The following is a 24,587-nucleotide window of genomic DNA, read 5'->3' as shown; positions in this document are numbered from 1 at the left end:
ATGAAAGCTTTTTTTTATTTACTACTTTTTTCAACATTTCTTTTTTCAAATAGTTTAAACCTAAATAAGAAGGATTTAGTGATTCTAAAAAAAATAAAATCACTAAGTGATGATGAAATGTTATCTTATTCACTTATGGCAATAGCTATAAAAGAATCAAAATTAGGTAAATATGTAGTAAATCATAAAACAAAAGATTATGGACTTTTTCAAGCAAATATCAAAACTGTAATATCAAGACAAAAAGTAAAAGACACAAAAGAAAACAGAGAGTTTTTTGCTAACAAACTTATAAATGATGTTTCTTTTTCCACTGCAAATGCAATAATAGAGCTTGAGTATTGGAGAAAGGTTCATAAAGATAATTGGGCTAAAACATGGGCATCTTATAATACAGGTTGGAGATATGATGGTAAAACAGGTTTTAAATATGCAAATAGTATTTTTGAAATCATTAAAAAACTTAAGCTAGAATACAGACTTTAATTCAATATAATCAAAAGATAAACCATATCTTGCTAAAATCCAATTAATTAATCATAAGGAAAGATTTTGAAAAAAATTACTGTTGCACATTCACCGGACGCTGATGATATTTTTATGTACTATGCAATTAAATTTGGTTGGGTTACGCCAAAAGATGCAGAGTTTGAAAATATTGCAGAGGATATTGAGACATTAAACCAAGCTACATTAAAAGGACAATATGATATTTGCGCAATTTCATTTGCCTTATATCCTTTTGTAAAAAATGATTATGCTTTATTAAAAACAGCAGTATCTTTTGGTGAAGGTTATGGTCCTAAACTTATGAAAAGAAAAGGTGCTAAGCTTAAAAGAAATTTCAAAGTAGCTCTTAGTGGAGAGTTTACAACTAATGCACTTTTATTTAAAATAGCTTATCCTGATGCAAGAATTACATATATGAACTTCTTAGATATTGAAAAAGCAGTAATTGATGGTGAAGTTGATGCAGGTGTATTGATTCATGAATCAATTTTAACTTATGATGATGCCCTAGAAGTTGAAAAAGAGATGTGGGATGTTTGGGTTGAATTAAGCGGTGGAGATTTACCTCTACCACTTGGTGGAATGTGTTTAAGAAGATCTCTTCCTTTACACAATGCAATTGATTATGAAAAAACTTTAATCAAAGCAGTTGATGTAGCCAATAAAAATAGAAAAGTTTTAGCTCCAATGCTTCTTGAAAAAGGACTTATTAGAGTTGATGCTGATACTTTAGATAATTACTTAGATTTATATGCAAATGATAATTCTGTTAAATTAAGTGATATTCAATACAAAGCCTTAGATAAACTATATGAATTAGGTTATAAACATGGATTTTATGATAGCTTGATAAAATCAAAGGATTATTTAATTCCTGATGATTATGAAGAGTTAAGAGCAAGATAGTAAAGGTAAAAGTGGAAAATTATTTTAAACAAATAGATTTTAGTAAATACTCATCACTACATATAGGACCTACTTGTGAGGTTTTAGTAATTAATGAAATAGGTGAGTATGAAGATTACCAAATATTAGGACGAGCTAATAATACACTAATATCAAATAATCCACCAAAGTTTGCTGTTTTAGGTGAAGCTTTTGAGTATATTGAGCAAAAAGATGGACTTTTATATGTAGGCTGTGCAACAAAATCAGGAAAGCTTTTATCTTATGCAAAAAGAAATGATTTAGCTAATTTAGAGTTTTTAGGAAAACTTCCAGGTTGTCTTGGAGGTCTTGTTAAAATGAATGCTGGATTAAAAGAATGGGAAATTTTCAATTATATTCACTCTATTAAGACAAATAAAGGTTATATTAAAAAAGAGAATATAGAATACTCTTATAGAAACACAAAAATAGATACTATTGTTTATGAGGTAGTATTTAATATTGAATATGGCTATTCTAAGCAAATGGCCGAGAAATTTAAAAAAATGAGAGATAATCAGCCACAATTACCAAGTGCTGGATCTTGCTTTAAAAATCCAAAAGATGATTATGCAGGAAGATTGATAGAAGCAGTTGGACTAAAAGGTTTTAAAAAAGGTGGAATGGGATTTTCCCAAGAACATGCTAACTTTTTAGTAAACTATGGTGGTGGAACATATGAAGAGGCTATTTATATGATTGATTTAGCCCAGAAGAAGATAAAAAAGCAGTTTAATATAGATATTAAAAAAGAGATTATAGTTTATTAAAAATATTAATTAATTTATGTTAGAATGCACGAATTTAAAAAGTGAAATGAGGTTTTTTAGTGAAGAATTTAGTAATAGTGGAGTCTCCCGCCAAAGCAAAGACAATATCGAAATTTCTAGGTAAAGATTTTAAGGTAATGGCTTCAATGGGGCATGTAAGAGACTTACCAAAATCAAAATTAGGGTTTGACCCAGAAGATAATTTTAAGCCAAAGTATTTAGTATCAACAGATAAGAAAAAAGTAATAAGTGATTTGAAAAAAGAAATTACTAAAGATACAACAATCTATCTAGCGGCCGATGAAGATAGAGAGGGAGAGGCTATTGCATGGCATTTAATCCCCGCACTAAAAATTGAAAAAAACCCTATTAAAAGAATTGTATTTCACGAAATTACTAAAGATGCAATTATAAAAGCATTAGAAAACCCAAGAGATGTTGATCAAAATTTAGTTGATGCCCAACAAGCTAGAAGAATTTTAGATAGAGCCGTTGGTTATGAACTTTCACCATTATTATGGAAAAAAGTAAGATATGGTTTAAGTGCAGGAAGAGTTCAATCTGTTGCAGTTAAAATCATAGTTGATAGAGAAAATGAAATTAGAGAGTTTAAACCAGAAGAGTATTGGAAAATTAAATCTGAGTTTATTGACCCATCACTTAAATCAGAATTAGCTAAAGAAAATGGTAAAAATGTAAAAGTTACAAATGAAGCTCAAGCTAAAACTATTGAAGCTTCTTTAAAACTAGGGAATTTTACTTTAGTTGAGATTGAAGAAAAAGATTCAAAAAGAAACCCAGCAGCTCCATTTACAACATCTACTTTACAACAAGAAGCTAGTAGAAAACTTGGATATTCTGTAAAACAAACTATGATTATTGCACAGCAATTATATGAAGGTAATGTAGGAAATATCCCAGATCATACAGGTGGATTAATCACTTATATGAGAACTGACTCATTAAACTTATCAACAGTAGCAACAAGTGCAGCTAAAGAAGTAATTGAAGCTGAATATGGAAAAGAGTATTCACTAAATAAACCAAGAACTTATAAATCTAAAGCAAAAGGAGCACAAGAGGCTCACGAAGCTATTAGACCTGTAAATCTTGCATTAAAACCAAGTGATATAAAAGCTTATGTGGATGCTTCGCAATACAAACTTTATAGTTTAATATGGAAAAGAACACTTGCCACACAAATGGCACCAGCTCAAATTGCAAACACTACATATAAAATCCAAGCAGGAAAAGATGGAGAGTATGAGTTTCAAACAAAGGGACAAAGAATAGTATTCCCAGGTTTTATGAAAGCTTATACAGAAGGAAGTGATAATCCTGAATCTGCACTTGATAGTAGTGAAAAAATTCTTCCAACTATTAAAAAAGGAACAGTTTTAAATCTTTCAAAATTAGAGTTAGAGCAGTTATTTACAAAGCCACCTGCAAGATATACAGAAGCTTCACTAGTTAAAAAACTAGAGAGTGAAGGAATAGGAAGACCATCAACATATGCTCCAACTATTTCAACAATACAACAAAGAGAATATGTTGTAAAAACAGAAGATAAAAAACTTGCACCAACTCCAACAGGAGAGATTGTAAACTCATTTTTAAATGACCACTTCTCTCATATTGTAGATTTAGGATTTACAGCAAAAATTGAAGAAGAGTTTGATGAAATTGCTGAGGGTAAAATTGCTTGGGAACAAGTAATGACTGATTTCTATGGAGATTTCAAAAAGACTATTGTTGAAAAAGAAGAGAGTGTTAATAAAGAAGATTATCTTCAAATAAGAGAGATTGGAACAGACCCTGAATCTGGAAAGCCAATTAGTGCTAGAGTGGGAAGATATGGACCTTTTGTTCAAATTGGAACAAAAGATGATGAAGAAAAGCCAAAGTTTGTTGCAATTCCAGATCACTTAAATATGGATACAATTACTTTAGATGAAGCATTATTCTTATTTACTTTACCAAGAGTTGTAGGACAAACTACTGAGGGTGAAGATATTAAAGCAAATATTGGAAGATTTGGACCATATTTACAAGTAAAAACTAAATATTATTCATTAAAAACTGATGATCCATATACGATTGAAGAAGCAAGAGCAAAAGAAGTAATCAAAGAGCTTGACGAAGCAAAAGCAAAAGCTACAATTAAAGAGTTTGAAGAAGAGAAAATTCAAATCTTAAATGGTAGATATGGAGCATATATCAAGCAAGGTAGAAAGAACTTTAAAATACCAAAGGGTAAAGTTGCTGAAGATTTAACATTAGAAGAGTGTCAGGAAATAATAGCTAAAGATCCAAAGTCTAAAACAACAGCAAAAAAAGCTCCTGCAAAAAAGACAGCAGCTAAGAAAACTACAACGAAAAAGACTACTACTAAAAAAACAACAGCAAAAAAGAGCCCTTCTAAAAGCTAATGAAAATAGGAATCTTATCAGATAGCCACCATCAGGTAGGCTATACAAAAGAAGTAATTGACTTCTTAAAAGAAAAAGGAAGTCAATATTTAATCCATGCAGGAGATTTATGTGTGGAAGAAAATCTAAAACTTCTTGAGCAATCAGGTCTAGTTTATGTTTCAGTTTTTGGTAATAATGATATGGGATTGATTCCTTTTTCAAATAAATATAGAATCAAACAAGAACCTTATTACTTTAAAATTAAAGATATAAAATTTAAACTAATGCATTTGCCTTATCATTTAACTCCTGATACAGATGTGGTTATTTTTGGACATACTCATATGTTTGAGCATGATTATAAAAATAAGACACTTTTTGTAAACCCTGGGGAGGTTTGTGCAAGGGAAAAGCCATTAATTGAGTGTGTCTTTTTAGAAATTAATGAAAATGAGTATATAATCTCATACTATTTTAAAAATACAAACGAACAATTTTTTAAGAAAGAAGAGTATAAATATGAGCGAAAAATTTAAAGTAACTGATGAAATATTTTTATGTGCTATTTGTAATGTAGAAAGTGGTACTTGTAATGAAGACTGTAAATTCTGTACACAAAGTGTAAGATATAAAGCAGATATTCAAAGATATAAAATGAAAACTGTTGAGCAGATTATTGAAGAGGCTAAAAAAGCCAGAGATAATGGAGCTGTTGGTTTCTGTTTAGTAACAGCAGGACTTGGCCTTACAGATAAAAAAACTGAATATATTGCCGAGGTTGCAAAAGCTGTTAAGGCTGAAAACTTAGGTTTAAGACTAATTGCTTGTAATGGTACAGCAACAGTTGAGCAATTAAAAAAACTAAAAGCAGCAGGTGTTGACAACTACAACCATAACCTAGAAGCTTCAAAAGAGTATTATCCAGAAATTTGTACTACACACTCTTGGGATGAAAGATACCAAACTTGTTTAAATGTAAAAGAAGCAGGTTTACAACTTGTATGTGGTGGAATTTTTGGAATGGGTGAAACACAAGAAGATAGAATTTCTATGATAAAATCTATTGCTTCTTTAGATCCTATGAATGTTCCTTTAAACTTCTTCCATCCAAATGAAGCATTACCTCTTGTAGAAAACTCAATTTCAAGAGAACAAGCTTTCGAATTAATTGAATTAGCAAGAGAAATGATTCCAAATGCACATAAAATAATGGTAGCAGGTGGAAGAGAACTTATGTTTGGTGAGCAACAGTATGAAATCTTTGAAAGAGGTGCTAATGCTTTTGTAATTGGTGATTATTTAACAACAGAGGGTAAAACTCCAAAAGATGATGTTGCAGCTTTAGAAGCATTAGGGTATAAGATTGCAAAACATGTAGTTAAAATGCCAAACGAAAAATAGATTTATAAATAATATAAAAGGTTTAAATTAATGAGTGAAGAGATTTTAATAATTGTAACAATTTCCTTAATTATATTTTCTTCACCATTAATAGGAAAGTTATTAAAACTTCCTACTGTAACTGTAGAGATTATCTTAGGAGCTATTGCTTCGTATTTTGCATTTATCTCTGATCATGCCATTTTAGAGTTAGCCTCTAAGCTTGGATTTTTATATTTGATGTTTTTAGCAGGACTTGAAGTAGATTTAAAAAAGCTTGCTAATATCTCGCCTACAATACTCAAAAAGTCCCTTATTTACAATGTAATACTCTTTTCCTTATCTACGATAATATCCGTATATTTAGGGCTTGGAAATATATTTATTGTAATTTTACCTTTAATATCAATTGGATTGTTAGCTGCTTTAAAAAAAGAATATGGGGATGTAGAGTGGATTAGGCTATCTATTATAGTTGGTCTTATAGGTGAGATAGTATCAATCTTTGCCCTTACAACAGTATCTGCTGCTTTAGAGTTTGGAATTAACTTTGAGTTCTATCGAACCATGTTTTTATTCGTAATGTTCTTATTATCAATGTTATTGATATATAAAGTTTTCCACAATCTTATCTGGTGGTTCCCTGAGATTAAAGCTTATTTAATGCCAGAGCAAGACCATCAAGAACAAGATATTAGAATTTCAATGGCGATTTTCTTTTTAATGATTGCTGTAATGATGGTATTACATTTAAAAGTTGCATTTGGAGCATTTATTGCTGGAACTTTTATTACTACATTTTTTGAGAAGCATAATAAACAGCTTTCGCACAAGTTAGAGCATTTTGGCTTTGGTTGGTTAGTTCCTATTTTCTTTATTTCAGTTGGGGCTTCATTTGAGCTAACAGCTCTGCTTCAAGATGGTTTACTAATAAAAGCTTTATTGATAGTTGCTGCTATGGTTGGAATAAGATTTGTAGCTTCTATGTTATTTATAAAAGAGATGGGTTGGAATAAGTTTTTTATGATTGGACTTTCTCACTCAATGCCAATTACTTTACTTATTGCAGTAACAACATTGGCGTATAATAACCATTCAATTGATCAAGAGTATTATTATGCGTTTATTTTAGCAGCTATTCTAGAAGTATTAATAGTGATGGTATTAATTAGAATACTATCACATTTCATCACTATTAAAGATCGTAATTAAGTTGTTTTTATAATCAACTTTATAAGAAGATGGATTTTTATCTAGTTCTACTACAACTCTAAAAAAACCATTCTTTTTATGGTTTCCGATTGCAACCTTTTTGAAGTTCTTTGAATCTAAATTTTCTCTTTTTGTATAAAAGTTCAGATTCGCTTTATAGTCAATAATTAGTTTGTTTTCTTTACTTATACTAAACTTCTTAGATACTTTATAATCTGTATGAATCATAAGATCATTATCAGAGTATTCAAGTTTAACAAAAGGAAGAATTTGAACCTCTTTTGTCATATCCTCAACTATAACATCAGGTCTAGGTTTTACAAATACAACTTGTTTTGGCTCAGCTTTTTTTGTTTCTTCTAGTTTCTTTTCTATTAATTTTTTTGTTTTGTATTCAGCTTGTTTTTGAGCTTTCTTGATAAGTTTTTCTACTTCATCTTTTGAGTATTTAGGCTCTTGTTTTGGTTTCTCTTGCATCATAGGAACAATTTTTTCTATTTGTTTTTCAACTTCATTTTTATTTTCACCTTCTACTGCAAGTTTTTCTTGCATTCTTTGAGCATAATCTTCTTCACTAGGGTTATAGAAGCTCTCTTCATTTAGCTCTATAATTCTTGCTGCTTCTTCTTCGTATGCAGCTGTAGTATTAAATGGATTTTCTCTTGCTTCTAAGCTTACTGTTAAAATAAGTGCTGATGTAAATAAAGATAAAGTTTTCATTGTTCGGGCTCCAAGTTTTTTAATTCAAAATACTCTTTTTGTAAATATGCATTCTCTTTTTGCAATCTTTTGATTTCATTTTGAAGATAATCTCTTTTATGTTTTAAAGAGTTATAAACCTTTAAAGAGTTATCCCCAAACAGAATATTTGCAACATGGTAGCTTAAAAAGATTGTAACTATTACTGAGATAATTACAATTACAAAAAACTTTTTTAGTCCACGTTGCTTTTTTTTCATAAACTACTAAATATCTAATTATTTAGAGAATGGTTGCTTACCTAAATATTCAGCATATCCGATTTCTGCACCAATTTCTAATAATCTATTGTATTTAGCGATTCTATCAGATCTTGCAGTAGAACCTGTTTTAATTTGACCACAATTTAATGCAACAGCAAAGTCAGCAATAAATGCATCTTCACTCTCACCTGATCTGTGAGACATTACACAATTGTAGTTGTTTCTTTGTGCTAATCTGATAGTTAACATAGTCTCAGAAACAGAACCAATTTGATTTGGTTTAATTAAGATTGAATTAGCGATACCTTTTTGGATACCTTCTGCTAAGATATTTGCATTAGTAACAAATAAATCATCACCTACTAATTGTACTTTATTAGCTAATTTTTCAGTTAAGATTTTCCAACCATCCCAGTCATCTTCGCTTAAACCATCTTCGATAGATACGATTGGGTATTTAGCACATAAATCAGCATAATAGTTTACAAGTTCTTCTGAAGTGATTTTTCTATCTTCTGATTTTAATACATATAAACCATCTTCATCAATAAGCTCAGATGCAGCAACATCTAAAGCTATTGCAATTTGCTCACCAGCTTTGTAACCAGCTTTTTCAATAGCTTCCATGATAACTTGAATTGGTTCTTCGTTTGATTTTAAGTTTGGAGCAAATCCACCCTCATCACCAACTGCAGTTGATTCACCCATACCATCAATTACTTTTTTTAAGTGTTGGTAAATTTCAGCTGTAGCTCTTAATCCATCATTGAAGTTTTCAAATCCAACTGGCATAATCATGTATTCTTGGAAATCTACAGAGTTATTTGCATGCTCTCCACCATTGATGATATTAAACATTGGTACAGGCATAGTCATTGCATTTGCACCACCTAAATATCTGTATAAAGGAATATTTAAAGAAGCTGCTGCTGCACGAGCTACTGCCATAGATACACCTAATACTGCATTTGCACCTAAGTTTGAATAGTTAGCAGTTCCATCGATATCTTTCATAGTTGCATCAACTTCTGCTTGATTATATGGGCTTAATCCCATTAATTCATCAGCAATAACAGTATTTACATTTTCAACTGCTTTTAATACACCTTTACCTAAAAATCTATCATCACCATCTCTTAGCTCTAAAGCTTCTCTTTTACCAGTACTTGCACCACTTGGAACAATAGCACTCTCTTTAGTACCATCACTTAAGATTACTGTAGCTCTAACTGTTGGATTTCCCCTTGAATCTAATACTTCATCAGCATATACATTGTCAATAAATACCACTTAGGTCTCCTATATTCATATAATTTGCTATATTATAACTAAAATTAAATTTCTCTTTGCTTTTACAGATTTTTAGGCATAAAAAAAGGGGAAGAATATTAATTCCTCCCCTTTTAGATACTTAAGTAGTTTTCTACTCTTCTGTATCTTCTTCTGCTTCACCCTGGATAATTTCATCATTTACACCCATTGCATCAAGAATTTTCTTTTCAATTTCATTTGCAATTTCTGGATTGTCTTTTAAGAAGACTTTAGAGTTTTCTTTACCTTGACCAATTTTAGAATCACCATAAGAGAACCAAGCTCCTGCTTTATCTACAATATCAAGTTTTACACCGTAATCCACTAGCTCACCAGTTTTTGAAATTCCCTCTCCAAACATAATATCAAATTCTGCTTGTTTAAATGGAGCTGCTACTTTATTTTTAACAACTTTTACTTTTACTCTATTACCAATTGAGTTTTCAGCTTGTTTAAGTGTAGCAATTCTTCTAATATCTAATCTTACAGATGAGTAAAATTTAAGAGCATTTCCACCTGTAGTAGTTTCAGGACTTCCGTAACCTGTCATACCAATCTTCATTCTAATTTGGTTAATGAAAATTACTGTTGTATTCATTTTGTTTAATAAACCAGTAATTTTTCTAAGAGCTTTTGACATAAGTCTTGCTTGAACACCAACTTGTTGGTCGTCCATATCTCCATCAATTTCTACTTTTGGAGTAAGTGCAGCAACTGAGTCAACTACAACTAAATCAACAGCTCCTGATCTAATAACAGTTTCTAAAATCTCTAAAGCTTGTTCCCCAAAGTCAGGTTGAGATACAAGTAAATTATCAATATCAACACCTAAGTTTCTCGCATATACAGTATCTAAAGCATGCTCCGCATCAATAAATGCACATACTCCTCCTGCTTTTTGACATTCTGCTATAGCATGAAGTGTAAGTGTAGTTTTACCTGATGACTCAGGTCCATAGATTTCTACAACTCTACCTTTTGGGATTCCACCAACACCAAGTGCTAAATCAAGTCCTAGTGAACCTGTTGAAATGGCTTCAGTTGGGATAACCTCTTTATCCCCAAGTCTAATTAAAGTACCTTTACCAAATGCTTTATCAATTTGTTTTATTGCTAAGTCTAAAGATTTTTTTTGATTATCATCCATTGTTTTTTATCCTGTGTAGATTTCATTTATTTTTAATATGTTGGAATTTTAGCAGAAAAAATATAAAGTATATATTTTTATTGCAAATTGTAATGTTTTTTATTCTTCTGTATTTTTATTCTTTTTTTCTGTAAATTTTTCAACAGTTTCAATTGTCTTAATATGTGAAGTAACTCTTTTTTTCATAGAGTGTTTTTTAATATGTTTTGCAAGTATTTTTGTGTACTTTTTATAGTTTCTAGAACCCTTTTCAAAAGAAGCAAGTTTTTTTTGAATTTTAATAATATTATCTGGAATAGAGTTTTCTGACATTTCTTCACCTATGTAATTATCTTAAATTTATTTTATTATACTAAAAGTTTGATTTATTTTAAATATTATTTTTAAATAAATCAAAATTCTTTATATCTTTAACTGCTTGCTTATAGCTTTCAACTGTACCAATGTCTCTGTGATAAACATCATTTAAAAAAGTATTTATTTTCCCTAAATAATTAGGAATAACATCTAGTGAAAAATCAATCTCTTTTTTATTTAGGCTTTCTAGGTAATCAAGTATTGTATTATTGCAAATATATACAGCACCATTAGCCAAGTTTGATGGAGGGTTTTCAACTTTTTCATGAAATTTTTGAACAATATTTTTTGAATCAAGTTCAACTATTCCACAGGATTTTGGAGTTCCTGTTTCAAATAACATCATAGTAATTTCACAAATATCTTTATTTTTTTTATGTGTGTCTACAAAAACTTCAAAATCACAAAAACAAAGATTATCAGCATGTATCAAAAAAAACTCTTCTTCTTTAATAAAAAACTCTTTATTTGCAAGAAGTGTGCCTCCTGTATTTAAAAGCTCTTTTTCATGCACAAGAGTTATGTTGTTTTTAAAATTACTATTTTCTACAAACTCTTGAACTTTATCACTTAAATAATGAGTATTTATCAGAAACTCATTAACACCAATTTCTGATAAATTTTGAAGCCAATACTCCAATAAAGGTTTCTTATTTATTTCAACCAGACATTTAGGAATAGTATTAGTAATAGGTCTAAGTCTTGTGCCTAAACCAGCGGCTAAAAGTAAGGCTTTCATTACAGATTCATCACTGGATATAAGTCTTTATGAAGAGCTTTTCTAGTTTCTCTTCTTATTTTATTTAATTCTTCTTGACTTATACCCATCATTTTTGCTGTTTTTTCTCTTTTTTTTGGATCTGTAAAATTAATTCTATCCCATTCATAAGCTCTTAAAATTGATACTTCTTCCGGCTCCCATTCATCACTTTTTATTCTAGAAAATCTCCAGTTAATATTTAACTCACTATATGTCTCTTTATCAATTGCATTGTGTTGCATAGCGTAGTCATATAGTTTTGTACCACTAAAAACATTGGCAATAAAAAACTTCACATAATCTATTTTTGTTTCTTCTGCAAACCTAAAAGTTTCTCTCATTTCCTCCCATGTTTCACTAGGAAGTCCAACAATGAAATTTGCAACGACAAATAATCCATATTTATGAGCTAATGCTACTTTTGGAGCTACACTAGTTAATTTTAATGGTTTGTGAATTACTTCATTTAAAACTCTTTGATTTCCAGACTCAATAGCTATATTTAGCATTATACAACCAGACTGAGCCATTAAATCTAATATCTCTTCATCAATAGCTGGTAAAAATACTGCAGTTGCTTTCCATTTAAGATTAAGCTTTTTATCGATCATTGCTTTTAAAATTCTTTTTGTTCTGACTTTATCTCCAAATGGATTATCATCTTCAAAGACAACAGACTTGATTTTATAGTTTTTAACTAAATATTCTAACTCTTCAATAATACTTTCTGCTGACCTTTTTCTAAGTTTTTTACCTGAAATTGATTCAACTAAACAAAAAGTACAACCAATAGGACAACCTCTTGATGTTTGTATTCTTGCATAAGGTAAGGCAGGTGGAGCTTCTATTCCTTCTCTTGGAGATTTCATAGTATATTTTTCAAAATCAATAAATGAATAATCAGGAATAGCAATCTTATTAACATCTTTTACAAGTGTTGCTTCTTGAGCTATAACTTCATTTAAATTATTTCTATATACTAAGCCTTCTTCTGGAAGCTCTCCTTGAGAGTTTAAGTATTTTACTAAACCTTGGAATACATACTCACCTTCTCCTCTAATACAAAAGTCAACTTTATCATTTTTCATAACATCATCAAAGTGTAAAGTACAATGAACACCACCTAAAACAGTAATAATAGACGAGTCAAAACCTTTTACTATGTCAAGTGTAATATCAGCAATAATACTGTATTCTGTAGTTAAAATAGAGATTCCTACTAAATCAGGTTTCTCTTCTTCTATTTGTTTTTTAAACTCTTCTTGTGTTAAATTATCAAATTGAGCATCAATGATTTTTATTTCTTCAACATGATTTTTTATCATACTTGCAAGAATACATAAAGTTGAAGGATTTAGGTTCCAAGTTGTGTGCATATCTTCTTTGAACCATCTTTGATTAGGATAAACGAGTACAACTTTTTTAATGTTATTTATTTTTTTCTTCTCTTTTAAATATACTTCTTTTTCATCAAAATTAATTTTAGTCATTTATCTTCCTTAGTTCATTTAATAATTCATCTTTTTTAATAGGTATATTACCAACTCTACTTACTTGAATTGCTGCTGCTAGTGAACCTAAATATCCAGCTTGCCAGATATTTGCTCCTATTGCTTTAGCCATTGATGAACATGTAAGTAAAGAGTCTCCTGCACCACTTACATCTTTTGCATTATTGTTTAAAGCAGGAATATTATCTGTTAAAAGTGCATCTTGTTTTGAGTTATATATCATAACCCCTTCACTTCCAAGTGTTGTGAAAATATATTTAGGTTTTGATTTTTTAAATAGTTTTTTTGATAATACAACAAGTCCTGATTCAAAATCATTTATTGATAGTCTAATTTCTCTCTCTGTTGGAGTTACTATATCCATATTTTTAAATTTTGATATATCTCCAACTTGTGAGGAACTTTGAGAATCTGCTGCCATAGAGATATTATTTTTTAGTGCAAAATCTGAGATTTTTTCTATAAGTTTCTTGGTTAATACACCATATGAAAAGTCAGAAAAAATTATAAGGTCTAAATCTTTTATTTTTTTTATTTTTTTTAGGATAGATTTCTCAAAATCTTTATTTATATAGTGTTGTTTTAAATGATTTACTCTTAGTAGAGTTTTATTGTGTGCTCTAAATCTTTGTTTTAATGTAGTGGGTCTAGTAGCGTCTTTATATAGTTTTGTGCTGATATTTAGATTTTGTAAATACTTTTTTGTATATGTATAGTTTAAATCATCTCCCACAACTGAAATATATGAAACTTCTGCACCTAAAGTTTTTGCATGGGAAGCTACGATTGCTGCACCACCTATAAATTTATTATTAGATAAAGGAGTAACAACTATAGTTGGGTCTTCTTGGCTCATTCCTACTGGATTACAAGTGATATACTCATCAATTATTGTATCGCCAATAACTAATACATTTAGTTTTGAAAAACTCTCAATAAAATTTTCTAATTTTACTTTATTTATTTTGTGTCTTGATAAGTAACTTGATGAGTGTTGAATAAATGAGTTGTTAACTTGAAAATCTTTATTTAATAAATCTAAAGAAGAAAAACCAATTTCTCCAGATGTAAATAGAAGTTTTCCTCCATACTCTTTTAGAATATCTTCTTCTTTATTTTTCTTTTGCTCATGCTCTTTACCTTTTACAATGATAGAAGGCTTTACTCTTTTTATATAATTTATAATATCTTCATCTAGAATAAAAGCTTCATCCACATAACTTGTAGCTTTTATTGAGTCTAATCTAGTCTTTTCATCTAATAACTCTAAATTTTTTGTTAGATTATCAGAGTTTACAGCTACAATTAAATAATCTGAACTCTCTTTTGCAAATTTTAATAGTCTTAAATGTCCTGGGTGTAGGATATTAAAATTACCATAAACTAAAGCTGTTTTTTTCATTATTTTTCCAAGGCGGGATTTATTTGAATTAATGGTCTTGTAACTTTTCGATTCTCTAAATCATCAAGGGCTTCATTAATTTCATCTAAAGTATATCTTTTTTCAAGTAACTTTTCTAGTGGAAGTTTACCTTCTTTATAAAGCTTATAAAACTTTGGCAAGTCTCTATCTGGGATACAAGCTCCTCCCCAACTTCCTTTTATTTGTTTTCCGCAAATTAAATCAAATGGGTCAATTTTGATTAGGTCTCCATTTTGAGGATGTGATGCAAAAACACATAATCCACCATTGTTTTTTACATTTTTAAAAGCTATTTCAATTATTTTTGCTAAACCTGTAGCTTCAACACTATAGTCAACACCTTCATTTAAAGTTAGTTCTTTTAGTCTTTCATTTACATCTTCTTTTGAAGAATTAATAGTATGTGTTGCTCCAAACTCTTTTGCTAATTGAAGTTTATTTTCTTCAATATCAATAGCAATAACTTTATTGAAGTTGTAAAGTTTTGTTGCCATTAAAGCACTTAATCCTATGCCTCCCAGTCCAAAAATTGCAATCGTAGTGTTTTCTTTTGCTTGGATTTCATTTATTACTATTCCACTTCCTGTTGGAATTGCACAACCAAATAAAACAGCCACATCTAAAGGTATTCCTTCTTCTAGTTTTGTTACTCTATTTTCAGATACAATGGAAAATTCATTAAAAGTGGTTACTTGTCCAGAGTTAATTGTTTTACCATTATTATCATATGAAGCACAAGGAGCATTTAATCCTTCACCTTTTATCCAGCCTAATACAACCTTGTCACCTTCTTTCACTTTAGTTACGCCATTCCCAACTTTTCGAACAAATCCAGTTGCTTCATGTCCTAGTAAATGAGGTAACCACTTGTCTTCACCTCTTTTACCTCTAACTTCCATAAGTTGGGAGTGACAAATACCACTATAGGCTATTTCTACAAGAACTTGACCTTCTTGTAATTCATTAAATGTAATATTTTCAATAGCTAAAGGTTGATTTGTATTATTTAAAACTGCTGCTTTCATTTTATGCCCTTAATAAATTTATCCATTCTTTTAAAACTTCTTTTATATTTCTTTGTTTAAAACCATATTTTATAGCTTTTGAGTTATCAATATTGTAAAAGTTTGAAATATTATCATTTAATACAATATTGGATTTTGAGTTTAACTCTTTTTTTAAAAACTCTACTACTTCTTTTAAAGCTTTTTCTTTTTTTATTCCTAAAACAAAAGTTTCATTTTTACTTTTAAAATCATAAGTTAAAATAAAATCATAGATAGAGTTTATATCTATTATGTTAGTAAAAGTTTTATTGTAGTTAGTAATTGTTATATCTTCATTGTTTGATAGTTTTTCGTATAACTTATAAATAAAGGTGTTAGTTGTATTTTTTGTTAGTATCGCTGGAAGTCTTAGAATTAAAACATTTAAACCTGACTCTTTTAATAATTCTTCTCCAAGTAGTTTTGAAAGTCCATAAATACTTGGTGTATTAGAAAAGCTAGTTTGTTCATTTATATTTTTTTGATTTATATTTCCATAAACTGACATTGTCGAGAAGAAAATAAAGTTTTTGATATTAGTCTTTTTACAATACTCTATACACTCTTTTAAATAAGAGATATTAGAGTCTAATATCTCTTGTGTATTTGATGTTTTTGCTGCTAGGTGAATAAAAATATCTTTATTATTTAAGTCATTTAAATCCAATTTCTCTACTAAAAAATCTTCTTTTTCTAGTTTATTAAAAAGAAGTTTACCAACAGAGCCATTTGCACCTGAAATAACAATTTTAGAGTTTTTATCTATCATTTTATGGAATAAACCAGTAGTAGTCACCTTTATATCCACACTCTTTAAAGAACTCTTCCCATTCTTTTGTGTGCATCATTGTAAGTGCTGTTAAATTCCATGCATCCATTCTTTTCTTCTCTTCATCATCTCTATATGCATCAAGAGTAATAAAAACATCTTTTTTTGTAACTCTCATAATCTCTTTTAAAGCGATTTTCATATCTTCTTTTGTTAGATTATGTAAAGTAGTAATTGAAATTACTAAATCAAAGTGATTATCAGGAAAAGGTAGTTTTCTTGCATCTCCTACTTGTAAAAACTCTTTTACTTCTTCTTTAGCGTTTTCAATAGCATAAGAAGATATATCAATACCTTGAACTTCTATTCCTGGAATTAATCTTTTAAAGTCGTAAAGCATAAAACCTTTCGCACAACCAATATCCAAAATCTTACTATTTTCATCTAGATTGTAATACTCTTTAAAAGTTGGAACTACTGGTTCCCAAAATCTTGAATTGTATGAAAAACCACCATATCCATGGCTTCTATCACCATCAAAGAACTCTTTACCAAATTTTCTAGCTAGCTGTCTATCTTGAGGTGTTTTTTCTTCTAATCTTTTTGTTAAATCCCTTTTTGATTTAGGGTAGTTTTCCATTAAATCAATTTCTTTTCCCATTTTAAATCCTTTTTATATGTCCTGTATTGAGATAAAAGTAATATTTGGATACTTCTTTTTAATATCATTATAAATGTTTTGACTTAAAGGGAAGAAGCATACAATCTCTTTTAAATCTTTTGGATGAAATATCTCTTTATCTAAATGCGTTTTGTTTTGTTTTAGAGGGTCTTCATCTAAAAAGCCTTTGAGCTTGTTGTGTTCATTTAGAATTGAAGCGTAATATGTACTTGTTGGAGCTGTTCCAAAAACATAAATCTCTTTTTCTATATTATTTAAATATGTTATAGCTTTATTTAAAAAAGAGAAATCTACTTGTTCTTCTTGTTGTGTAAAACTGCTTTTTTTATTATCATTTTTTATAATTACAGTAATTTCATTTTTTATATTAGTTTTAATAAACTCTATATTTGTAAAAACTTTTTTTAGAAGATTGAATAAAGAGTTTTTAGAAAAGTGAGAGTAGTGGTCATAAATAAGTATATCATTTGGATTCTCAGTTATTGAGGGAACTTGAATGATAATTATTCCATTTTTATTTAATTTACTTTTTAAAACTTTTAATGCTTCTAATGGTTTTTCAATATGTTCAAAAACATGAATCAAACTTATTATATCAAAGCTTTTATCTATTTTTTTAAGGTCATTTGTATAAAATTTTTTTACATTTTCCATAGCTTCTATCTTTGATTTATATCTTGTATTTAAATCAAAAGCATATAAATCTAAATTTAGATATTTATTACAAGATAGTAAAAAAACACCAGTTCCTGTACCTATATCAAGTAATGTTTTTTTGTTTTTCATTGAAGAGATAATAGTTGATACTAAAATATCTGTTCTGAAAAATGGCTTTCCATCAATAAACTTTGTTTGGTCTTGTCCTTCTACTAAATCATCTTTTTTATACTCTTCATATACTTTTTGAATTTGATTATCTTTAATCTTTTGAATATGTGAACACTCTTTGCATTTATATATAAATAAAGTAGCTTTGATGATTTTATTATCAGAACTAACCGAAACACTATTTTGTGTAGAGATTATTTGATTTAATTCTCCTTGGCATATATTGCATTTAGTCATTGCAAGCCTTATAGTATTCTTGTGCATATTTACTTACAATACTTGAAGTTAAGTTTGTATAATAGCCTTCTTTTACATTGCTTGTTGAAAAACTATTTTTTACTCGAATATCAATACTCCATCTAGTTGTATTTGAGCTATTTGTTTCTTGACCATGAATAGTACCTAGTCCTAAAATCAAAACTTGTCCAAAGTTTAGAGGTATTGGATTTGCATTTATTTTAAAAGTCTCATCAATTAGTTTTGGTGCGTACAAATAACCTAATTGATTCTCCATGCTTCCTTTTTTTACAGAAGTACTTTCAATTTTAATATATGGTAAAGTGCCTCTTTTGTGTGACTTTGCTTCAACTTGTAATGCAGAGTTTTCATCAAGATCTACAAATGTAAAAAAGTTAGATAATTCAAAAGCTTTATTTCCATATTGACTATCTCTATGAAAACCTATATTATCTTGAGGACAATTTGGTCTTGCAATTCTTAGATGAGGTTTTGCTTGAATATCTAAATCTTTTCCAAAAATATTATAGTACAAATCAATATTTTCTTTTATAAGATTAAAATGAAGTTTTTCATCCCAAATTTTTTTACTAATTAAGTACTGAATTTCTAGTTTTTCTTTATCTTCTTTTATAAATTTGTGAAAAGTCTCAAGAGTTATATCTTTGTTATTTGTGATATCTTTTAGAGTTTCTAGGATGATTTCTTTAAAGCTATTTAAAAAATTAGTATTTTCTAAACTTTGAACAACATAGCCTTCATTTATAAATTCATTTAACTCTGTATTTATTTGCATTAACTTCTCACTTTTTATGGATATAGTAATCTGGAGAATCTTTTAGAGTGTTATAGTTTGATTCTATCCATGAAATAACTTCTCTTATTCCATCTTTTAGACTTTTTTGAATTGTTAAATCTAAATCATCTTTTAACTTTTCATTATTCATTAGATATAAACTATCTTGTCCAACTCTATCTTCTACTATTTCAATGTGATTATTTATATCCACATTCATTTGATTACAAATAAGTTCAACTAAATCATAGATACTAATAGTTTTATCATCGCTTAGGTGATAAATTTCACCAGCTTTTGCTTCTTTTGCAATTTTAAGTGTAGCTGTACTTACATCATCTATGTGAATAAAACTTCTTATGGCTTTCCCCGCACCATGAAGCTCTAGCTTTTCACCTTTTTTTATCATCAAAATTGTTTTAGGAATAATTCTATATAGTTGTTGGTATGCACCATAAACATTTGAAGCTCTTGTATAGTTAATAGGAAAACCATGAGTTATAAAATAACTATATAAAATCAAATCTGCACTTGCTTTTGAAGCTGCATATGGTGATGAGGGATGAAAATTCATAGACTCTTTTATATTATTACAAGGCCCATAAGCTTCAGGTGTTGATATTTGAACAAATTTTTTGATAAATTTAAACTTATATATTTTGTCAAGAAGTTTTACTAGGCTAAGTGTATTTGTATTAAACCATTGTTCAGGGTTTTTCCAACTTTGAGCTACCATTCCTTGTGCTGCAAAGTTAAAGATATATTCTATATTTTCTTCTTGAATTAATTTTACAATATCATCTATATTTTCATTTAAATCATATTGATAAAAATTTACATTTGAATAGCTCTCATTGTTTTTATATGCTAGTTGTGTTTTATGATACTCTTCTGATCTGCTTATAGCAAAAACTTTTGAGTCTTTTTCTTCATTTAAAATGTAGTTTATAAAACTTCCAGCAGAAAAAGAGTTGCTTCCTAAAACGAGGTATTTCATTATAAAGACCTCATGTAAACAGGACCATTATATTCAAACATCTTTTTTACATCTTCTTGTAAACTCTCTTTTGTTGGAGAGATAATAAGAATATTTTTTAAAATAGAAATTAATTTTATATCATCTTCATCCATACAGTGGCTTCTTCCAAGTGGAGCAAAATAGTTATTTGCTCCAACTCCTACAACTTTGATATTTAAATTATGTTCATTTACATCATATCTTAGTTGCTCAAAAGCTCTCATTGTAATAAAAGGAACTTGTGAATAAATAATTGGTTTAAGTCCAGTCATAGCCATACCTGAAGCCATTCCTACTGTTGCTTGTTCATTAATACCTGTATTAAAAGCTCTATTTATATGATTATTAAAGTATGAGTCAAGTACTGCAAAACCCATGTCTCCAGCAAGTAAAACCATTTTTTCATCACTTGTAAAGTAGTTGTATAGTTCTTTCATTACATCTTGTTTTGAAACTAAATTACTCATCTTCTGCCTTTAAAACATAACCATCTAATGTAGGACATCTATAATGGTGTTTTTCTGAATGTTCTATAAAATCAATACCTTTACCTTTTATAGTTCTTGCAAACATTATTGAAAAATTTTCATTTTGTTTGTTGTAAAAACTATCAAAACATTTTGCTATTTCTTCTTCATCATGCCCATCTATATCAAAATAGTTTTCATCTATAAAAGAGCTTAAAACTTTTGATAATCTATCATTTGGAAGTGCTACATCTTCAACTCTTCCCATTGCTTGTAAGTCATTTGCATCTATAATTACTAGGAGATTATCAAGTTTAAATCTATATGCAAGCATTAAAGCCTCAAAATTACTTCCTTCTTGCATCTCACCATCCCCAATCATACAAATAACTTTATTTGGTTTATTTTGGATTTTAAAAGATTGTGCCATTCCTATTGCAAGTGGTAAACCATGACCTAATGAACCTGTAGATGCTTCAATCATATATTCAGGGTTTTCAGTAAGACACCCCATAATAGTTGCTTCATCCGTATTAAATTTTTCAAGTTCCCAATCTGGTAAGAATTCAAGCTCATTTAAAATAATATAGTAAGCATAAGCTCCATGACCTTTACTTAACACGAATCTATCTCTTGTTTCATCTTTAGCATTATTTTTGTTGAAATTTAAATACTTTTCAAATAAAACAGTAAGTATCTCAACTGTTGATAAAGAAGGTGCAAGGTGACCAGCACCTGTTTTACATGAAAGTTCAATAGTTTTTTGTCTAATATCTTGTGAATTTAGCATAGGTGTCCTAAATAAAGTTTACATGTGAATTTGGATGTTTTAGATTCCATAAATATCTATTTACTTCATCCATTCTACAGTTTCTTCTACACATAGTAATATCTAATTCATCTTTGATAAAAGATACTCCTTCTTTTCTTTTCTGACCTTCCCAAATCTCTTTGAATGTTTGAGTATTTATATTTCCATAGTTGAATTTTTCATTTTGTAAATAAGCACTACATCCATATACAGAACCATCAGCCATAATATATGACCAGAAATATGGTGTTGAATAACATTTAGAATAAGGTTGTTTTTCTTCTTCAAGTTTTTTCATAGTATTTGCTCTAAACACCACTTTAAAATCACTCGTTTCAAGAGCATCTAGTTCTTTTTCTAAATCCATCATATTTTCATATGTTAAACCCTCATAAATTCTAGATTTTCCATACAGACTTTGAGTATAAGGTTTAATTACTAGATAATCAACACCAATTTCTTTCATCTTTTTAGCCAGGGGTACTGCGGTGTGTTTATTTTCAGGAAGAAGAAGCATCTGTGAACCAATAGTACAAGAGTAATTTTTTTCTTTTTTAATCTTAACTGCTCGACTTAAATTCTCAACTACTTTATCAAAATCAGATTCTTTAGTTGTATGAATTTTTGAGTAAGTTTCTCTATCTCCTGCATTAATACTAACTTTAATCCAAGAACAGTTTTTAACAAAGCTTTCAGTATTTTTTTCATTAAAAGGAACAGCATTTGTAGTAAGGGATGTATCAATGCCAGCTTGTGTACATATATCTAGAATTTCAGGAAGTGGTTTATATAAAGTTGGTTCACCTTCTCCTGCAAACATGATACTTTTAACGCCAAGTTTACCCATTTCTTTGATTCGCTCTTTTAGAATCATTTCATTTTGTTTAATACTTTTGTATCCAATATAATCCACTGAACAAAAAGTACACCTATGATTACAAGAACCAACAGGAGTAATCTCTACATAAATAGGATAAACAGATTTCTGAAGACTCCAATCATCTTTTGCTTCAAGCCATTTTGCTACTCTTATTGGATGATACATCATCTTGTGACTGTCTATATTGTACTGATCTGACATGTTTATCCTTTAATTTGTTGTTCAACAGTATCAATGATTGATAATGCCATTTTTTCATAAGAGATATCTTCTGCAATTTGTGTACAGTTTTTTTGAGGCTCTTTTCCTATGCACTCTTTTAGTTCATCAAAAGTAGAAAATGAAAGAATATTCTCTTCATGTGAGAATATGTCACTAACTAAAGGACAGTTATAAATAACTGGGATACAATCACAAGCAGACATTTCAATTACTCTTTGTTGATATCTATATAAAGGGTGAGCAGCAATTGAATATTTTGCACTATTGTAAACTTCTGCCATTTTAGGTCCATAAGGAAGTAAACCTTTATAAAATGGCGCAACTTCTGGTGTATTAAGCCATTTATCTGTTCCATAAACTTCGATATTAATATCTTTTAAAGAACAAAGCCAAAGTATCACTTTTCTTCTTACAAAAGAAGAGATTAAAAAAGTTTTAAAATATGACTGCTCAAATCCATATTCCCTTGCATACTTAGTAATAAGTTCTTCTGAAAGAGTATTGTTTTCAATATGATTATTTATATCATTAATACAAGAATCATCAAAATCAATACCTTCTTCAAAATTGTAGTCAGAGCCTAAAAATACAATTTTATTCTCTTTTTTTATTGAATTATTTTTAAAAAATATTTTAGGATTTGTAGCAAAGGGTTGATGTTTTATACGATTTGCATCTATACCTTTTTTAATTAGTAGATCTTTGTATTCTTCAAATAATGTAAAAAAATAATCTCTAGGTCTCATAGTTATTTCTTTTTTCTTATCATACATAATAGGCATAGGATCTTGAAACCATGAGAAGTTAAATGTGTTTTCATTTAAATGTTCATTGTCTAGATGGTTAATATTAACAACAATATGAGGATTAAATTTCCAAATATTATGGAATAGAGAAAGGATATTACAATCTTCTAATTCATTTTGGATATGATAATAAACTTTATATCCAAGTTTCTCAAATGCTTCGGCAATATTTTTTGAAACATATTGCATTACTGTAGTTTCTCTACATGCAGGAATGAAAACTCTTAATTTTTCATCTTTAAAATCAAGGTGTTTCTCTTTTATTTCTTTTACATATACTTGAGATAGTTTTCTTCTTTCTTCTTGTGCTGCACCAAGTATTTCTCCAAATGCTGCATTTAATTCAGCTTGCTCAACCATAGAAAATTCAGTATCCTCAAATGAGATAGCTTGTGGGAATCTATTTGTTGTAGAAGAAAAGTAATCAAAAACACTTTCTAGAGGAACATGAATGCAGTTAAAAGGTGCATCTTCAATAGCTTTTTCACTAGCATAATAACAAATTTGTAAAGCATCTATCATTTTTACTGATGTTTCTACTCTATTTTGCTTTTTAGCAATTTCAAGTGCTTTTTCTGCACTAAAAAAATACGTATCTAAAGGTTTGTTTTCTTTTGTCATTATTTCTCTTTTTGTAAATATGAAAATAATATATGATTCAGTATTAAGTGAATGTCTTCTACTAAACCATAATCACCTTTATTTGATTTCACATGAAGTTTAATATCAGAGAGTTCTCTTAGCTTTCCACCATCAAAACCTGATAAACCAACTATTGTAGAGTTTACTTCTTTAGCATACTTTACAGCTTTGATAATGTTAGGAGAATTACCACTACATGAAATAGCAATTACTATATCTTCTGCTTGTAAAATATCTTTTAATTGCATATAAAAAATATTCTCATAACCTATATCGTTTGAAATGGCACTATTAATAGCGATATTATCAGCTAGAGAGATTGCATGTAGTGTTAGTTTATCTTTTCTTTTAAGGCCAATTGATAAATCATTTGCCATATGTGAGGCAGTTGCCGCACTTCCTCCATTACCAATAATATAAATCTTATTTTTACAATTCTTAATTAATCCATAAAATTTATCAAATTCATCCAAGTCTAGATTCAAAAGAAGATTATTTAATTCTTTTATATAGTTTTTAGTAAAGTTTTTGAAGTCCATCAAATGTCCTATTTTTAATAGTATTTATTATAATCAAATGGAACTTAAACTTTTTATTTTATTACCGTAGAGATATATTTTAATCTAATTTATAGGTATAAATAAAACTTATTGTGCTACAATATTAAGCTAAATAATATAGTAGAAATACAAGGGATACTTC

Annotated in this window: 26 protein-coding genes; 7 read left to right on the top strand and 19 right to left on the bottom strand. The window is 28.9% G+C overall.

The genetic code is table 11. The features are described from left to right. The 7 genes from NJU99_RS14275 (at position 1) to NJU99_RS14245 (ending at position 7,210) form a co-directional block, all read left to right on the top strand. Complete coding sequence (locus NJU99_RS14275) at positions 1–486, top strand: transglycosylase SLT domain-containing protein (RefSeq protein WP_254576579.1); 486 nt, start codon at positions 1–3, stop codon at positions 484–486. 63 nt (positions 487–549) lie between these two features. Then, positions 550–1,416: a menaquinone biosynthesis family protein gene (locus NJU99_RS14270; protein ID WP_429726360.1), complete on the top strand. Its 867-nt coding sequence runs from the start codon at positions 550–552 to the stop codon at positions 1,414–1,416. A gap of 11 nt (positions 1,417–1,427) precedes the next feature. After that, complete coding sequence (locus NJU99_RS14265; protein ID WP_254576577.1) at positions 1,428–2,207, top strand: UDP-N-acetylmuramate dehydrogenase; 780 nt, start codon at positions 1,428–1,430, stop codon at positions 2,205–2,207. 59 nt (positions 2,208–2,266) lie between these two features. Further along, positions 2,267–4,636, top strand: a complete 2,370-nt coding sequence (topA, locus tag NJU99_RS14260; RefSeq protein WP_254576576.1) for a type I DNA topoisomerase — start codon at positions 2,267–2,269, stop codon at positions 4,634–4,636. After that, complete coding sequence (locus NJU99_RS14255) at positions 4,636–5,154, top strand: metallophosphoesterase family protein (RefSeq protein WP_254576575.1); 519 nt, start codon at positions 4,636–4,638, stop codon at positions 5,152–5,154. The genes topA and NJU99_RS14255 overlap by 1 nt, the downstream gene beginning before the upstream one ends. Then, positions 5,138–6,019, top strand: coding sequence for a biotin synthase (locus NJU99_RS14250; RefSeq protein ID WP_254576574.1), 882 nt, complete (start codon positions 5,138–5,140; stop codon positions 6,017–6,019). The genes NJU99_RS14255 and NJU99_RS14250 overlap by 17 nt, the downstream gene beginning before the upstream one ends. A 30-nt stretch (positions 6,020–6,049) precedes the next feature. Beyond that, on the top strand, positions 6,050–7,210 hold the full coding sequence (locus tag NJU99_RS14245) for a cation:proton antiporter (RefSeq protein ID WP_254576573.1): 1,161 nt from the start codon (positions 6,050–6,052) through the stop codon (positions 7,208–7,210). On the opposite strand, the gene NJU99_RS14240 is transcribed toward NJU99_RS14245, so the two are convergent. The 19 genes from NJU99_RS14240 to NJU99_RS14150 form a co-directional block, all read right to left on the bottom strand. Further along, the gene (locus tag NJU99_RS14240) at positions 7,178–7,930 is read right to left on the bottom strand and encodes an AMIN domain-containing protein (protein ID WP_254576572.1); all 753 of its coding nucleotides are present in this window, start codon (positions 7,928–7,930) and stop codon (positions 7,178–7,180) included. The genes NJU99_RS14245 and NJU99_RS14240 overlap by 33 nt on opposite strands. Further along, the gene (locus tag NJU99_RS14235; protein ID WP_254576571.1) at positions 7,927–8,169 is read right to left on the bottom strand and encodes a septum formation initiator; all 243 of its coding nucleotides are present in this window, start codon (positions 8,167–8,169) and stop codon (positions 7,927–7,929) included. The genes NJU99_RS14240 and NJU99_RS14235 overlap by 4 nt, the downstream gene beginning before the upstream one ends. Positions 8,170–8,187: 18 nt before the next feature. Beyond that, the gene (eno, locus tag NJU99_RS14230; RefSeq protein WP_254576570.1) at positions 8,188–9,462 is read right to left on the bottom strand and encodes a phosphopyruvate hydratase; all 1,275 of its coding nucleotides are present in this window, start codon (positions 9,460–9,462) and stop codon (positions 8,188–8,190) included. 133 nt (positions 9,463–9,595) lie between these two features. Next, entirely contained in the window at positions 9,596–10,630 is a 1,035-nt protein-coding gene (gene recA, locus NJU99_RS14225) for a recombinase RecA (protein ID WP_254576569.1), read from the bottom strand. Between the two features lie 99 nt (positions 10,631–10,729). Then, the gene (locus NJU99_RS14220) at positions 10,730–10,942 is read right to left on the bottom strand and encodes a hypothetical protein (protein ID WP_254576568.1); all 213 of its coding nucleotides are present in this window, start codon (positions 10,940–10,942) and stop codon (positions 10,730–10,732) included. 58 nt (positions 10,943–11,000) lie between these two features. Next, a complete protein-coding gene (locus NJU99_RS14215) occupies positions 11,001–11,726 on the bottom strand; it encodes a nucleotidyltransferase family protein (protein WP_254576567.1) in 726 nt (241 codons plus the stop codon). Then, positions 11,726–13,237, bottom strand: coding sequence for a B12-binding domain-containing radical SAM protein (locus NJU99_RS14210; RefSeq protein ID WP_254576566.1), 1,512 nt, complete (start codon positions 13,235–13,237; stop codon positions 11,726–11,728). Before NJU99_RS14210 ends, NJU99_RS14215 begins: the two co-directional genes overlap by 1 nt. Beyond that, complete coding sequence (locus NJU99_RS14205; protein WP_254576565.1) at positions 13,230–14,660, bottom strand: PfkB family carbohydrate kinase; 1,431 nt, start codon at positions 14,658–14,660, stop codon at positions 13,230–13,232. The genes NJU99_RS14210 and NJU99_RS14205 overlap by 8 nt, the downstream gene beginning before the upstream one ends. After that, a complete protein-coding gene (locus tag NJU99_RS14200; RefSeq protein WP_254576564.1) occupies positions 14,660–15,706 on the bottom strand; it encodes a zinc-binding dehydrogenase in 1,047 nt (348 codons plus the stop codon). Before NJU99_RS14200 ends, NJU99_RS14205 begins: the two co-directional genes overlap by 1 nt. A gap of 1 nt (position 15,707) precedes the next feature. After that, a complete protein-coding gene (locus tag NJU99_RS14195) occupies positions 15,708–16,523 on the bottom strand; it encodes an SDR family oxidoreductase (RefSeq protein ID WP_254576563.1) in 816 nt (271 codons plus the stop codon). Then, the gene (locus NJU99_RS14190; RefSeq protein ID WP_254576562.1) at positions 16,498–17,157 is read right to left on the bottom strand and encodes a class I SAM-dependent methyltransferase; all 660 of its coding nucleotides are present in this window, start codon (positions 17,155–17,157) and stop codon (positions 16,498–16,500) included. The genes NJU99_RS14195 and NJU99_RS14190 overlap by 26 nt, the downstream gene beginning before the upstream one ends. Positions 17,158–17,169: 12 nt before the next feature. Further along, positions 17,170–18,243 carry a class I SAM-dependent methyltransferase gene (locus NJU99_RS14185; RefSeq protein WP_254576561.1) on the bottom strand — a complete coding sequence of 358 codons (1,074 nt, stop codon included), beginning with the start codon at positions 18,241–18,243 and terminating at the stop codon, positions 17,170–17,172. After that, positions 18,236–19,039, bottom strand: coding sequence for a phytanoyl-CoA dioxygenase family protein (locus NJU99_RS14180; RefSeq protein ID WP_254576560.1), 804 nt, complete (start codon positions 19,037–19,039; stop codon positions 18,236–18,238). The genes NJU99_RS14185 and NJU99_RS14180 overlap by 8 nt, the downstream gene beginning before the upstream one ends. Positions 19,040–19,046: 7 nt before the next feature. Then, on the bottom strand, positions 19,047–20,036 hold the full coding sequence (locus NJU99_RS14175) for a GDP-mannose 4,6-dehydratase (protein WP_254576559.1): 990 nt from the start codon (positions 20,034–20,036) through the stop codon (positions 19,047–19,049). Then, positions 20,036–20,524, bottom strand: coding sequence for a transketolase family protein (locus tag NJU99_RS14170; RefSeq protein ID WP_254576558.1), 489 nt, complete (start codon positions 20,522–20,524; stop codon positions 20,036–20,038). The genes NJU99_RS14175 and NJU99_RS14170 overlap by 1 nt, the downstream gene beginning before the upstream one ends. Then, entirely contained in the window at positions 20,517–21,314 is a 798-nt protein-coding gene (locus NJU99_RS14165) for a transketolase (protein WP_254576557.1), read from the bottom strand. The genes NJU99_RS14170 and NJU99_RS14165 overlap by 8 nt, the downstream gene beginning before the upstream one ends. A gap of 7 nt (positions 21,315–21,321) precedes the next feature. Further along, the gene (locus tag NJU99_RS14160; RefSeq protein WP_254576556.1) at positions 21,322–22,416 is read right to left on the bottom strand and encodes a radical SAM protein; all 1,095 of its coding nucleotides are present in this window, start codon (positions 22,414–22,416) and stop codon (positions 21,322–21,324) included. 2 nt (positions 22,417–22,418) lie between these two features. Further along, positions 22,419–23,864 carry a glycosyltransferase family protein gene (locus tag NJU99_RS14155; protein WP_254576555.1) on the bottom strand — a complete coding sequence of 482 codons (1,446 nt, stop codon included), beginning with the start codon at positions 23,862–23,864 and terminating at the stop codon, positions 22,419–22,421. Then, positions 23,864–24,424: an SIS domain-containing protein gene (locus NJU99_RS14150; protein WP_254576554.1), complete on the bottom strand. Its 561-nt coding sequence runs from the start codon at positions 24,422–24,424 to the stop codon at positions 23,864–23,866. Before NJU99_RS14150 ends, NJU99_RS14155 begins: the two co-directional genes overlap by 1 nt. Positions 24,425–24,587 lie beyond the last annotated feature (163 nt).

The sequence above is a fragment of the Arcobacter roscoffensis genome (genome assembly GCF_024267655.1).
Lineage (GTDB): Bacteria > Campylobacterota > Campylobacteria > Campylobacterales > Arcobacteraceae > Arcobacter_B > Arcobacter_B roscoffensis.
The sequence above is the reverse complement of the archived record's forward strand: the minus strand, read 5'-3'. Positions and strand labels throughout refer to the sequence as shown.